The organism is Cytobacillus mangrovibacter, from assembly GCF_042865275.1.
Lineage (GTDB): Bacteria > Bacillota > Bacilli > Bacillales > Cytobacillaceae > Cytobacillus > Cytobacillus mangrovibacter.
Genome location: NZ_JBIACJ010000001.1, coordinates 396,446 through 410,655, shown reverse-complemented (window position 1 = coordinate 410,655; position 14,210 = coordinate 396,446). Strand labels below are relative to the sequence as shown.

Annotated in this window: 11 protein-coding genes; all 11 read left to right on the top strand. The window is 38.7% G+C overall.

Annotated features, from left to right (window positions below; all coding sequences use genetic code 11):
* Positions 1 to 55 precede the first annotated feature (55 nt).
* The 11 genes from dapA to yfmF all read left to right on the top strand — a co-directional run bounded on the left by dapA (position 56) and on the right by yfmF (position 14,209).
* Positions 56 to 931, top strand: a complete 876-nt coding sequence (gene dapA / locus ACFYKT_RS02020; RefSeq protein ID WP_389215397.1) for a 4-hydroxy-tetrahydrodipicolinate synthase — start codon at positions 56 to 58, stop codon at positions 929 to 931.
* Positions 932 to 1,135: 204 nt separating this feature from the next.
* On the top strand, positions 1,136 to 2,803 hold the full coding sequence (locus tag ACFYKT_RS02015; RefSeq protein WP_389214675.1) for a ribonuclease J: 1,668 nt from the start codon (positions 1,136 to 1,138) through the stop codon (positions 2,801 to 2,803).
* Positions 2,804 to 3,031: 228 nt separating this feature from the next.
* On the top strand, positions 3,032 to 3,781 hold the full coding sequence (locus ACFYKT_RS02010) for a ClpP family protease (protein WP_389214672.1): 750 nt from the start codon (positions 3,032 to 3,034) through the stop codon (positions 3,779 to 3,781).
* Positions 3,778 to 3,996 carry a YlzJ-like family protein gene (locus tag ACFYKT_RS02005; RefSeq protein ID WP_389214669.1) on the top strand — a complete coding sequence of 73 codons (219 nt, stop codon included), beginning with the start codon at positions 3,778 to 3,780 and terminating at the stop codon, positions 3,994 to 3,996. The genes ACFYKT_RS02010 and ACFYKT_RS02005 overlap by 4 nt, the downstream gene beginning before the upstream one ends.
* A 196-nt stretch (positions 3,997 to 4,192) precedes the next feature.
* Positions 4,193 to 6,523, top strand: coding sequence for a DNA translocase FtsK (locus ACFYKT_RS02000; RefSeq protein ID WP_389214666.1), 2,331 nt, complete (start codon positions 4,193 to 4,195; stop codon positions 6,521 to 6,523).
* A 449-nt stretch (positions 6,524 to 6,972) separates the two neighbouring features.
* On the top strand, positions 6,973 to 7,698 hold the full coding sequence (locus tag ACFYKT_RS01995; RefSeq protein ID WP_389214663.1) for a GntR family transcriptional regulator: 726 nt from the start codon (positions 6,973 to 6,975) through the stop codon (positions 7,696 to 7,698).
* 85 nt (positions 7,699 to 7,783) lie between these two features.
* Entirely contained in the window at positions 7,784 to 8,893 is a 1,110-nt protein-coding gene (locus ACFYKT_RS01990; protein WP_389214661.1) for a BMP family lipoprotein, read from the top strand.
* Between the two features lie 303 nt (positions 8,894 to 9,196).
* Positions 9,197 to 10,732 (top strand): ABC transporter ATP-binding protein, encoded by a 1,536-nt coding sequence (locus tag ACFYKT_RS01985; protein ID WP_389214659.1) that lies wholly within the window; start codon positions 9,197 to 9,199, stop codon positions 10,730 to 10,732.
* Entirely contained in the window at positions 10,725 to 11,771 is a 1,047-nt protein-coding gene (locus ACFYKT_RS01980; protein ID WP_389214657.1) for an ABC transporter permease, read from the top strand. The genes ACFYKT_RS01985 and ACFYKT_RS01980 overlap by 8 nt, the downstream gene beginning before the upstream one ends.
* Positions 11,772 to 12,731, top strand: a complete 960-nt coding sequence (locus ACFYKT_RS01975; protein WP_389214654.1) for an ABC transporter permease — start codon at positions 11,772 to 11,774, stop codon at positions 12,729 to 12,731.
* A gap of 200 nt (positions 12,732 to 12,931) precedes the next feature.
* Complete coding sequence (gene yfmF, locus ACFYKT_RS01970) at positions 12,932 to 14,209, top strand: EF-P 5-aminopentanol modification-associated protein YfmF (RefSeq protein ID WP_389214651.1); 1,278 nt, start codon at positions 12,932 to 12,934, stop codon at positions 14,207 to 14,209.
* Position 14,210: the final 1 nt, after the last annotated feature.

The following is a 14,210-nucleotide window of genomic DNA, read 5'->3' as shown; positions in this document are numbered from 1 at the left end:
GTATCATTTTCTATTGAACGAATGGACATTTAAGGATGTAAAAGGGAGTGTAGCAATGATTCAATTTGGCCGAGTTTCAACAGCAATGGTGACTCCATTCGATAGGAAAGGACATATTGATTTTCCGAAAACAACCCAGTTAATTAATCATCTGATCGAAAATGGAACTGATTCGATTGTTGTCGCAGGTACAACAGGAGAATCACCAACATTGTCAAAAGAGGAAAAGATTGCATTATTTCAGCATGTAGTAAAAGTAGTTGATAAAAGGGTTCCAGTAATAGCAGGTACAGGTAGCAATAATACGTATGCTTCCATAGATTTAACGAAAAGAGCAGAGCAAATAGGTGTGGATGCGATCATGATCGTCGCTCCTTATTATAATAAACCCAATCAAGAAGGGCTTTATCAGCATTTTAAAACAATAGCAGAAAATACAGCACTGCCAGTGATGGTATATAACATTCCAGGAAGAACGGGTGTAAATATTTTGCCTGAAACAATCATCCGTCTTTCTAAAGTGGAAAATATTGTAGCTGCTAAGGAAGCTAGTGGAGACCTATCGGCAATGGCAAAAATTATTGCAGGAACGGATGAAGACTTTTTACTTTATAGTGGGGATGATGGATTAACTCTCCCTGTAATGGCTATTGGCGGAGATGGAATAGTTTCTGTTGCCTCCCATGTAATTGGAAATGAAATGCAATCAATGATTCATGCATTTTTAAACGGAGAGAACCAAAAGGCGGCAAAATGGCATCAAGAGCTCCTGCCAATTATAGAAGCCCTTTTTGCAGCTCCAAGTCCTGCACCAGTAAAAACAGCCCTTCAACTAAAAGGACTGAATGTTGGATCTGTCAGGCTGCCATTAGTTCCTTTAAGTGAACAGGAAAGAAATACCTTGGCGGCTTTAATTAAGAAAGATGAATAAGTAAAGTAAAGCCAATCTGCATGAATGCTGATTGGCTTTTCCAGTCCCCCAAGAAGTTAAAAGGTATCTTTACAAGACATCATGTAATTACCTAATGGTGAGCAAGATGCTTTCGCTTTTGTTCTTGTCATCGTTTTCCTCCTTCAAGTATAATATTGGTAACTGATCTCAGGTCGGACAAACATATGTAGGAGGAAGTTTAATTTGAATAAGCGTAAGAATCAAAGCATCAAGTTAATGGCATTAGGAGGAGTAGGGGAATTCGGGAAGAATATGTACATTGCAGAAGTGGACGAAGATATATTCGTACTAGATGCAGGATTAATGATCCCGGAAAATGAAATGCTCGGTATTGATATTGTCATACCGGACATTACCTATCTTACTCAAAACAAAGAACGGGTCCAAGGGATATTTTTGACGCACGGACATGAAGATCATATTGGTGCCCTCCCTTATATTTTAAGAGAAATCAATGTGCCTATTTATGGAACGAAACTTACAATTGCACTTGCTAAAGCAAAAGTGAAGGAACAAGAATTTAAAGGCAAGCCGAATTTTATCGAGATACATAAGCATTCAAAAGTTGAATTCCCTGCGGCTATCTTGTCATTTTTTCATACAACACATAGTATTCCAGACAGTGTAGGTATTTGTATTCACACATCAGAAGGAAATATTGTTTATACAGGTGATTTCAAATTTGATCAAGCGGCAGCTGATGCTTATCAAGCTGAAATTGGAAAAATGGCGCAAATTGGGGAAGAAGGGGTTCTCTGTCTATTATCTGATAGTACAGAAGCGGAGAAACCTGGTTATACGCAATCTGAATCAAAAGTGGTCAAACAGGTGACAGACTCATTTCTCAATGCTCCTGGCAGAATGATTGCTGCTTCCTTCGCATCAGATTTAATAAGAATCCAGCATATTTTTGAGGCTGCTTTTGAAAGCGGAAGAAAAGTAGCTATTGCTGGAAACTTCAAACAAACAGCTGTTGACATTGCTATCCAGTATGGCTATTTGCATGTTGCTGAGGACATCATTATTCCTATAGCAGAAATAGACTCATTTCCTAATGAAGAACTTGTCATATTGATTACAGGAGCCCAGGGAGAGCCAATTGAAGCACTTCAGAAAATGGCAAAGCAAACACATAAGCAAGTAAATATTAAACAGGGTGATACTGTTCTCTTTGCTGCATCTCCTATTAGAGGGAGTGAGGTGTTCATTGCTAAAACGATAGATTTGCTCTATCGAGCAGGAGCTTCTATCATTTCAGGGAAGGGCACTTTCCATACATCCAGCCACGGCAGCCAGGAAGAATTAAAGTTTATGATCAATTTAATGAAGCCGAAATTATTTGTTCCAGTTCATGGTGAATACCGGATGCTGAAAGCACATATGAAGCTTGCAAAAGAATGTGGGTTAACAAATGAACAGATTTTCATTCCTGAGAAGGGTGAGGCTGTAGAATTAATAGACGGACAATTCCGTCCAGCTGGAAGAATCCCAGCTGGAAATGTATTAATAGATGGCAGTGGAGTAGGCGATGTTGGAAATATCGTTTTAAGAGATCGGAAGCTCCTATCACAAGATGGAATATTGCTAGTCGTAGTGACCTTGAATAAAAAGGGTAAGAAAATATCAGCAGGTCCTGAAATTATTTCTAGAGGATTTGTGTATGTAAGAGAGTCTGAAGAGCTTATTGTCGAAGCGGCAAAAAGAGTGCGTGAGATTGTTGAGAGAAGTATTTCGAAAGACTCCTTTGATTGGACAAGCATTAAACAAGATATGAGAGATGAACTTAATCAATACTTTTTTGAAAAGACCAAGCGTCGACCAATGATTCTTCCAATCATTATGGAAGTCTAATCTAGAGAAGAGAATTTAGAATAAAGATCTGATTAAACCGGCGAAAATAGCCGGTTTTTTATTTTAGGCTTGTATCGAAAACCTTATTGCTATTGAAAATGGCATAAGCAGGAAGAGAGTGCTTTTTTAGATGATAGCATTCTCTGCATTAAATCACCTTCAACGACCATACTAAACTCATATGGCTTGAAATTTCCAGTCTTACTTGGATTGAAGGGAGTTTATACAATGGGAAATGATAAAAAACAAAATGAACCGCTAAATGAAAATCAGGATCAAGCAAAGGATGAGCAGCCTCCAAGTCTTATTGATAAAATTCAGCAGCTAGGTCAAACAAATGTGCCACAGCTATCTCAAGATTCAAAGATCCATTGCTTAACAATCGTTGGTCAAATTGAAGGGCATCTTCAGCTTCCACCGCAAAATAAAACAACGAAGTATGAACATCTTATCCCACAGATTGTGGCCATAGAACAAAATCCAAAAATTGAAGGATTGTTGGTGATATTGAATACGGTCGGCGGTGATGTGGAAGCGGGCTTAGCGATATCTGAAATGCTTGCTTCATTATCAAAACCAACAGTTTCAATTGTACTTGGGGGCGGTCATTCGATCGGTGTGCCGATTGCTGTCTCATGTGATTATTCCTTTATCGCTGAAACAGCTACGATGACCATCCATCCAATTAGACTGACTGGACTTGTCATTGGCGTTCCAGCGACCTTTGAATATTTAGATAAAATGCAAGACCGGGTTATTAACTTTGTGACCAAGCATTCCAACGTTTCTGAGGAACGTTTTAAAGATTTAATGTTTGCAAAAGGCAATTTAACACGAGACATTGGTACAAATGTAGTCGGTACGGATGCAGTGGAATATGGTTTGATTGATGGGGTTGGAGGAATTGGCCCAGCACTAAAGAAGCTGAATGAAATGATTGAAATGAATAAACAAAATGAGGAGGGTATTGTGCAATGATTCTATATACTTCAATGCCCCATGAGCTTGTTTTTCCAGCGGATGAAAATGAATATGGAAAACAGCAAGTTGTTACTTATGAAGGGATTCCTCTCCTTGTAGAAATGGCTGGGGGACAGGATTGTACAGTCGTTCGTATTATGAGCAGTGACCCATCTCATTTTATGAATGATAAATGTGCACCAGGTGCAAAAATCTCATTATCATTAACATAACTGTATCTTGATGCAATGTGATATAATAGAGAGAAACTTCAGAGCAGCCAAAATTTGGCTGTTTTCTTCTTTCAATAGTATAAAGTGAAACTTTCATCAGTAGGAGTCTACTGCTTGTTAATCTGCAAAAAATTTGCATGGTGGACTAAACTTTTGTTTAAAATGAGAATAAGTAGAAAATAAATTGGGTGATCATATGGCCAAAAAAAAGAGAAGACAATCAAGGAAAAAAGAAAATTTGAAGAAAACGATTCAATATGAATTAATTGCACTTGTATTAATTGCCTTAGCTGCAATTGCTATAGCGAAGCTTGGGGCGGTAGGGAAAGCTACAGTTCTATTTTTCCGTTTCTTTATGGGTGAATGGTATATATTAAGTTTATTAGGATTGGTTATTTTTGCAGGATACCTCATGTGGAAAAGAACAGTCCCATATTTATTACATACGAAATTAATTGGCATATATCTTATATTAAGCTCTGTACTTTTATTAAGTCATGTGAAACTTTTTCAGCTGCTATCAAATGGTGGAAGGTTTATGGACCCCAGTGTCATTGCAAACACATGGGAACTATTCTGGATGGAAGTAAACGGGGAAACGAGTACGACAGATTTGGGCGGCGGAATGGTTGGTGCAATCTTGTTTGCTCTCTTCTATTTTTTATTTGATGAACCTGGAACAAAAATAATCTCCTTTGTCCTTATTGTCATTGGAATCATTCTTTTAACTGGAAAAACGCTTGGAGAAGCTTTAGGGAAAATAGGGATGGCCATTTGGAGCTTTTGTAAGAATCAATGGGAAGCTTTCAAAGTGGATATGAAGGAATGGAGTACAGCAAGAAAAGAAAAAAGGGCAGTAAGACAAGCCCAAGCAGAAGAGATAAAAGCGAAAGCAGAAGAGCCTGAGCCAGTTATAACGATCAATAGTGCCAAAGAATATGTTGAAGAGTCTTTGCCAGAGCCTATTATTTCTAGCTTTGCCGAAAAGGCTCACTACGCAAAAGAAGAGCAGGCGATACAAACAAAAGAAAAAGGTGAGAATTCCTCATCACCTGAAATAGAAATCTCACCGTCAATCACATTTACCGAGGTAGAAAATAAAGATTATGAGTTACCGCCAATTAGACTATTAAAGCTTCCTAGAAAGACAGATCAAAGTGGCGAATATGAATTAATCCATGCAAATGCAGCAAAGCTGGAAAGGACGTTTCAAAGCTTCGGTGTAAAGGCACGTGTAACACAGGTGCATCTTGGCCCCGCAGTTACGAAATATGAAGTTCATCCGGATGTAGGAGTGAAGGTAAGCAAGATTGTCAGTTTAAATGATGACTTGGCCTTAGCACTTGCTGCTAAAGATATTCGTATTGAAGCACCAATTCCAGGGAAATCTGCAATTGGGATTGAAGTTCCTAACTCAGAAGTGGCTGTTGTTTCATTGAGAGAAGTCATTGATTCAAAAGAAAATGACAGACCCGATTCCAAACTATTAATTGGTCTTGGCCGTGATATAACGGGTGAATCCATCTTGGCAGAGTTAAATAAAATGCCCCATTTACTTGTTGCAGGTGCTACAGGCAGTGGGAAAAGTGTGTGTATCAATGGGATTATTACGAGCATTCTAATGAGAGCGAAACCGCATGAAGTAAAGCTGATGATGATTGACCCGAAAATGGTCGAGTTAAATGTGTATAATGGGATTCCACATTTGCTGGCCCCAGTTGTTACAGATGCAAAAAAAGCATCTCAAGCATTAAAGAAGGTTGTCAATGAGATGGAACGCAGGTATGAATTATTCTCTCATACAGGAACAAGAAATATCGAAGGCTATAATGAGCATGTGAGGAGACATAATGCAGAAAATGAAGGGCAGCAGCCACTTTTGCCATTTATCGTTGTGATCGTAGATGAGCTTGCTGATTTAATGATGGTTGCTTCATCAGATGTGGAGGATGCCATTACAAGGCTTGCCCAAATGGCACGTGCTGCTGGAATCCATTTGATTATTGCTACTCAACGTCCATCTGTTGATGTTATTACAGGGGTAATCAAAGCGAATATTCCTTCTCGTATTGCCTTCGCGGTATCGTCGGCAACTGATTCAAGAACAATTCTTGATATGGGTGGGGCTGAAAAATTGCTTGGCAGAGGAGATATGCTCTTTTTGCCAGTAGGAGCATCAAAGCCTGTACGGATCCAAGGAGCCTTTTTGTCAGATGAGGAAGTAGAAGAGGTTGTTAACTTTGTTATTGACCAGCAAAAGGCACAATATCAAGAAGAAATGATCCCTGATGATATCCCTGAAATGACAACTGTAGTTGATGATGATTTATATGATGAAGCCGTAGAACTCATTCTAGAGATGCAAACAGCCTCTGTCTCGATGCTGCAGCGCAGATTCCGGATTGGCTACACGCGAGCAGCGAGGCTTATTGATGAAATGGAAGCAAGGGGAGTAGTTGGACCATATGAAGGTAGTAAACCTAGGGCTGTATTACTTGGAAAGCCTTCAGAAGAAGCAAGCTCCTAAAATTGATTGTGGCGGAAAGCGAGCGACCTGGAGCGGAAATCAACTTCTACGAATTCGTGTTATAAGCAACAATGTTTGCGAAAACAGCCATTTAAAAAAGCTCATTCATCAATGGGCTTTTTCTTTGTGTTATACTATTATGCATTTCAAAATCATGCTTCGAATGCTAGCAATTTGCAGTATAAAAGATTTTGTTGGAAAATTCATTTCATAAATGTAGATGATTAGTAAAAAATAGATATCATACTGATGGTACCGTTTACAAAAAAACATTTATGTTGTAGCCTGTTGGTGAAAAATGGCAGTAGAAAACAAACATGTTTTTAGGTCATTTTCGAAATTACTATTTCATTATTGGGTAAAAAGTGTTATAGTATTTTCGATTAGTAGGAATGATTGAACATCAGAGGTCTGATGTCTCCTAAGAAAATCGGTTGGAGGTACCCTGCATGTCTATTAAGTCAGATAACAGGCATTTATATTTACAAGTGATTGACCATTTAAAGCAGGATATAGAGAAAGGGTTCTATAAAGAAAGAGAGAAACTCCCTTCTGAATTCGATCTTGCCAAACAGCTTGGGGTCAGCCGAGCTACACTCCGGGAAGCTCTTCGTATTCTCGAAGAAGAAAACGTTATCATTCGACGCCATGGAGTGGGGACATTTGTAAATGCAAAGCCATTGTTTACTTCAGGAATAGAACAGCTGAGCAGCGTTACTGACATGATATTGCAAGCAGGAATGAAGCCTGGGACGATTTTCTTAAGTTCATCTACAACAGGACCAACTGAAGAGGATATTCGTCGTTTCTCATGCTCTATGGACGAGGAAATTGTGGTAATTGAAAGGGTTAGAACGGCTAATGGGGAACCTGTCGTGTATTGCATTGATAAGGTACCAGATAGAATCCTTGCTGATGCATTTTCACATGAACAAGAATCGATTTTCAATATTCTTGAAATGGAAGCCAGCCGGAAAATAACCTATGCCGTTGCCTCAATAGAACCAATTGGCTATCATGAAAAGGTATCGCCAATCCTAGAGTGTGATCCAGAAACTGCTTTGCTTGTTTTAAAGCAAATGCATTTCGATGAAATGGATGAACCCATTCTGTATTCGGTCAATTATTTCAGAGCCGATAAGTTTAGCTTCCAGGTCCTTAGAAAGAGAGTATAAATTATTCTAGGAACAAAAGCATAAATCAATCGATTCTCTAATAATTTCTACTATCGGGTAAAAAAAATAATAGGGGGTACATACCGTGAAGAAACGTAAATTTGGTTTGGTGTTGTCACTTGCACTAGCAGCTGGAACGATTCTAGGTGCTTGTGGAAGTACAGATGAGAAGGATGAAGGTACAGCGAAAGACGGCGGAGAAAAAGAAAACAAGTTCTCTGTTGCGATGGTAACTGATGTTGGTGGTGTTGATGATAAATCATTCAACCAATCTGCATGGGAAGGTCTTCAAGCATTCGGTGCTGATAATGGACTTGAAAAAGGAAAAGGCGGATATGACTACCTTCAGTCTAAATCTGATGCTGACTATGCGACTAACTTAAATAAGCTAGCTCGTGAAGATTTCTCTCTTATTTTCGGAATTGGTTTCAAATTAAAAGCAGATGTTGAAACAATTTCTAAACAACAAAAAGAAACTCACTTCGGAATCATTGATGATGTTGTTGAGCAGCCAAACGTAGTAAGCGTATTATTTAAAGAGCAAGAAGCTGCATTCCTAGCTGGAGTTGCTGCTGCAAAAACAACGAAAACAAATCATATTGGTTTTATCGGCGGAATGGAAAGCCCAGTTATTGAACGTTTCGAAGCAGGCTTCCTTGCAGGTATCCAAGCTGTAAATCCTGACATCAAAGTAGATGTTCACTATACTGGCGCATTTGACAAAGCCGATCTAGGTAAAGCAACTGCTGCACAAATGTACTCTTCTGGTGCTGACGTAATTTTCCACGCTGCTGGTGGTACTGGTAATGGCTTATTTACAGAAGCAAAAGACCTTAAGAAGAAAGATCCAACGAAAGAAATTTGGGCAATCGGTGTTGACTCTGATCAATCAGGCGAAGGTATTGTTGAAATTGACGGAAAAGAACATAATGTAATCATTACTTCTGCAATGAAGGGTGTTGCCCATGCAGTTGAAGATATTTCTAAGAAGTCATTGGAAGGTAACTTCCCAGGCGGAGAAACAATTGTTTACGGTTTAGCTGAAGATGGCGTTAGCTTAGCTCCAATTAACGATGAAGTGTCTGCTAAGGCTGACATCGAAGCTGCTGTTGCAGAATGGACAGAAAAAATCAAGAATGGTGATATCACTGTTCCTGGAACATTAGATGAGCTTGCTAATTTCAAAGCTGAATAATTTCATTTGATTATAAAAGAATAAGCGGGTTGCATAGCCGGCCCCTTATTCTTTTTTTAAACGAAAATTTTAAAGAATCATGATAAAATAATGTGATCCGTTCCATTGAAAATTTAATTGAAGGGTAGAAGTTATTCTACTTTTCACTTAAGATTTTATTGGACTAATTATTAGCTCTTACATTTATTTTAATAGAATCTCGGTCTCGGTTTTGTCATTGTGATAAGCTTTTTATTTAATTTAGAAAGTCTGACCTCATACTACAAAAAAATTCCATTTTATTTTGAGCAAGGAGTGAAGAAGTTGGAATATGTAATAGAGATGCTGGGTATCCGTAAAGAATTCCCTGGAATTGTTGCAAACGATAACATAACACTACAAGTGGAAAAAGGCGAAATTCATGCATTGCTAGGAGAGAATGGTGCAGGGAAATCTACGCTAATGAACGTTCTATTTGGACTATACCAGCCTGAAAAGGGTGAGATTCGTGTAAATGGGAAGTCTGTAAAGATCACCAACCCTAATATTGCCAATGATTTAGGGATTGGGATGGTGCATCAGCACTTTATGCTAGTCGATCCGTTTACAGTTACAGAAAATATCATTTTAGGCAGTGAAATTACAAAGGGCGGAAAAATTGATATAAAAACAGCTGAAAAAAAGGTAAGTGAGATATCTGAAAAATATGGACTAGCTGTTGATCCACGTGCGAAAATTCAAGATATTTCTGTCGGAATGCAGCAGAGGGTTGAAATCTTAAAAACCTTATATCGTGGTGCAGAGATTCTGATATTTGATGAACCTACTGCTGTATTAACACCACAAGAAATACATGAGCTTATACAAATAATGAAAACGCTTATAAAAGAAGGAAAATCTATCATATTAATCACACATAAATTAAAAGAGATTATGGAAGTGTGTGATCGTGTAACGGTTATACGAAAAGGTGTTGGTATTGGAACAGTCAATGTCAGCGATACGAATCCTAATGATTTGGCAAGCTTGATGGTAGGGCGTGAAGTAACATTTAAAACAGAAAAAATTGAAGCCACGCCGAAACAAGAAGTTCTCCAAATTAAAGATCTTCGTGTAAAGGATTCTCGTGGATTACCGGCAATCAATGGATTAGATCTTTCAATTAAAGCTGGTGAGATTCTCGGTATTGCGGGTGTTGATGGAAACGGTCAAACCGAATTACTTGAAGCAATTACTGGGTTGAGAAAGTCGGAGAGCGGTTCAATTACGTTGAATGGGAAGGAAATTCGAAACCTTGCACCGCGAAAAGTAACAGAATCTGGTGTGGGGCATATTCCACAGGATCGTCACAAACATGGACTTGTCCTTGATTTTCCAATTGGGGAAAACATGGTTCTCCAAACATATTACAAGAAACCTTACTCAAATGGTGGAATACTAAACTATAAAGAAATTTATAAAAAAGCTAAAAGTTTAATTTCAGAATTTGATGTGCGTACACCAAGCGAATATACACTTGCACGCGCCTTGTCTGGAGGAAACCAGCAAAAGGCGATTATTGGTCGTGAAGTCGATCGAAATCCTGATTTGCTGATTGCTGCCCAGCCTACACGTGGTTTGGATGTAGGAGCAATCGAATTTATCCACAAGCGTCTAATCGAACAGCGAGATAATGGAAAAGCCGTTCTCCTTCTATCATTTGAGCTTGATGAGATTATGAATGTAAGTGACCGAATTGCTGTAATTTATGAAGGAACGATTGTAGCAATTGTTGATCCTAAAGAGACAACTGAACAGGAATTAGGATTATTAATGGCCGGTTCGAAACGGAAGGAAGCAGGTGAAAAAGCGGATGTCTAGTCGTATGAAGAATATAATCGTACCTGTTCTTGCCGTATTACTAGGGATTATTGTCGGTACAATCATTATGATTGTAACAGGCTATGATGCAGGTGCAGCATTTATTGCTCTATGGGATGGAGCATTTGGAGATATTTATTATACTGGTGAAACGATTCGACAGGTTACACCATATATACTTGCCGGATTGGCTGTCGGATTTGCCTTTAAAACAGGACTTTTCAATATCGGTGTTGAAGGCCAATTAATAGTTGGTTGGCTTGCAGCTGTATGGGTAGGGGTTGCATTTGAATTACCTAAAGTAATCCACCTTCCATTAGCTGTTTTGGCAGCTGCAGCAGCTGGTGCACTTTGGGCATTTATACCTGGCTTTTTAAAAGCCAAGTTTCGTGTCCATGAAGTAATTGTTACGATAATGATGAACTACGTTGCCTTGCATGTAGCGAACTATATTGTTCGTTCTGTTCTTTCAGAAAAAAGTGACAGAACAGCAGATGTATTCGAGTCAGCTTCCCTTCGCTCGCCATTTCTTGAAGGGCTGACAGACTACTCTCGTCTACACTGGGGAATAGTGGTCGCGTTAATTTGTGTATTTATTATGTGGTTTATTTTAGAGAAAACATCAAGAGGCTATGAATTGAAAGCAGTTGGCTTTAATCAACATGCGTCTGAGTATGCAGGGATGAGTGTTAAGTCAAACATCATATTATCAATGGTCATTTCTGGGGCGTTTGCAGGTCTTGCAGGTGCAATGGAAGGTCTAGGAACATTTGGCTATGCATCTATTAGAGGCGGTTTCACTGGTGTTGGATTTGATGGAATTGCCGTTGCATTACTTGGTGGGAATGCACCGATTGGGATTATCCTTGCAGCTGTGCTATTCGGCTCGTTAAAAGTAGGGGCTTTAAATATGCCGCTAGAAGCAGGCGTACCAAACGAACTTGTTGATATTATTATTGCATTAATCGTTTTCTTTGTAGCTGCAAGCTATATGATCCGTATCTTTATTGATCGTATTGGCAAAAAGGGGGCGAAATAAGTGGACTTAATGGCTATATTATCAATTGTTATTCCTTCAACCATGCTTTGGGCAGCACCACTTATTTTTACAGCGCTGGGAGGTACTTTCTCTGAACGCTCTGGTGTTGTTAATATTGGGCTGGAAGGATTAATGGTTATCGGTGCCTTCACTGCCATTGTTTTTAACTTAACATTTGCATCTACTTTTGGAGAGATGACCCCTTGGGTTTCCCTTTTAGCGGCTATGGTAGTTGGTGGGATTTTCTCGACTATTCATGCGGTTGCTTCTATTTCATTTAGAGCAGACCAGACAGTATCAGGGGTTGCCATCAACTTATTGGCAGTTGGGGTATCATTGTTTCTTGTTAAATTTATGTATGGAAAAGGACAAACAGATATCATCCAAAAGGGTTTTAGCAAAGTAGATATTCCAATTCTAAGTGATATTCCTATTTTAGGAAGAATATTCTTCTCTAACACATATTACACTTCGTATGTTGCGATCATCATCGCATTCGTGGCATGGTATGTGATCTTTAAAACTCCATTCGGCTTGAGACTCCGTTCGGTTGGTGAACATCCAATGGCAGCTGATACAATGGGGATTAATGTTACGAAAATTCGTTATATTGCTGTAATATTATCTGGTGCCCTTGGTGGAATTGGCGGTGGAGTGTACGCACAATCCATTACATCAGACTTTAGTCACGCAACAATTAGCGGACAAGGGTTCATGGCCCTTGCTGCAATGATCTTTGGTAAATGGCATCCACTTGGTGCAATGGGAGCAGCCCTATTCTTCGGATTTGCACAAAGTTTAAGTATAATCGGGTCAAGTTTACCATTCTTAGAAAATATTCCGAATGTGTATTTACTCATCGCTCCATATGTACTGACAATCCTAGCATTAACTGGATTTATCGGTCGTGCTGATGCACCGAAAGCATCTGGAGTTCCTTATATCAAAGGAAATCGTTAATACAAGCAGAGCCCTCCTTCCGTTTTTTGGAAAGAGGGCTTTTCTTTGTTTGATTCTGCTTTCCTAATAACTTGAAAATAAGAAATAGGACAAGTTATAGTTAGAATATGATTTAATTTAAGGGATATTGCAGAAAATAACTATTGGGGAGATACATACCGAAAATAGTATTCTTTACTAAATTTTTAGGAGGAAGCCATATGGATATCATTTCAGAATCGGTTAAAGCGATGGACGGCTATAAACTTCATATTGTAAAAACCGATAAGTATAAGACGAATACGATTGTTTGGAAAATGAAAGCACCGTTAAATAAAGAAGCGGTAACACTTCGAGCTCTTTTGCCATATGTACTGCAAAGCAATAGTGAGAAATACCCGACGACAGGGAAACTACGCTCCTATTTAGATGAGCTTTATGGTGCAAGTTTCTTCGTTGATTTAGCCAAAAAGGGTGAGTTTCATATTATGAGCTTCTCACTGGAAATGGCGAACGAAAAGTTTTTATCAGATCCTACTCCCCTTTTGAAAAAGGGATTTGAGTTTTTGGCAGAACTAGTCACGAAACCGAATAGTAACGGAAACGCTTTTCATGCAGAAACAGTTGAAAATGAAAAAAGAACACTGAAACAAAGAATACAGTCTGTATATGATGATAAAATGCGCTATTCTAATTATCGGCTAATTCAAGAGATGTGTAATGAAGAGCCGTACTCATTGCATGTTCATGGGGATATGAAGTCAGTTGAATCCATTACTGCAGAGAGCTTATACCAGTATTATTTACATGCTTTAAAGCAAGATGAATTGGATCTATATGTAATTGGAGATGTTGATGAAGAGGAAGTGCAATCAATTGCTCACGAGCTTTTACAATTTGAGAATCGTGAAGCCCAATTAATCGAGTCATCCATTTATAAGAAGAAAGATAATGTTCATACCGTGAAGGAAGAGCAAGATGTGAAACAAGGGAAATTAAATATTGGGTACCGGACAAATATAGTCTATGGAGACCCAGATTATTATGCCCTTCAAATATTTAATGGCGTTTTTGGCGGGTTCTCTCATTCTAAATTATTTCTAAATGTTCGTGAAAAAGCCAGCCTTGCTTATTATGTGACAAGCAGACTTGAGAGCCATAAAGGATTAATGATGGTCATGTCTGGAATTGACAACAAGAATTATGATCAGGCTATAGAGATTATTCATAAACAAATGGATGCAATGATAAATGGGGACTTTTCAGAAGAAGAAATCGAGCAGACGAAAGCGGTCATTAAGAATCAGCTACTAGAAACAGTAGATACATCAAGAGGCATGGTTGAAGTGCTCTATCATAATGTTGTTTCTAAAAAGGATATTTCCCTTGAAGAATGGATGGCGAAGATGGATGCAGTCACGAAGGAAGAAATCGTTGCAGTCGCCAAAAAAGTGAATCTGGATACGATTTACTTCTTGACTGGAAAGGAGGAGATGTAAG

What these genes read in the sequence shown, in the direction of transcription:
- dapA (WP_389215397.1), top strand. Translation starts at nt 56, where the DNA reads ATGATTCAATTTGGCCGAGTTTCAACAGCAATGGTGACTCCATTCGAT.
- ACFYKT_RS02010 (WP_389214672.1), top strand. Translation starts at nt 3,032, where the DNA reads ATGGGAAATGATAAAAAACAAAATGAACCGCTAAATGAAAATCAGGAT.
- ACFYKT_RS02005 (WP_389214669.1), top strand. Translation starts at nt 3,778, where the DNA reads ATGATTCTATATACTTCAATGCCCCATGAGCTTGTTTTTCCAGCGGAT.
- ACFYKT_RS02000 (WP_389214666.1), top strand. Translation starts at nt 4,193, where the DNA reads ATGGCCAAAAAAAAGAGAAGACAATCAAGGAAAAAAGAAAATTTGAAG.
- ACFYKT_RS01995 (WP_389214663.1), top strand. Translation starts at nt 6,973, where the DNA reads ATGTCTATTAAGTCAGATAACAGGCATTTATATTTACAAGTGATTGAC.
- ACFYKT_RS01980 (WP_389214657.1), top strand. Translation starts at nt 10,725, where the DNA reads ATGTCTAGTCGTATGAAGAATATAATCGTACCTGTTCTTGCCGTATTA.
- yfmF (WP_389214651.1), top strand. Translation starts at nt 12,932, where the DNA reads ATGGATATCATTTCAGAATCGGTTAAAGCGATGGACGGCTATAAACTT.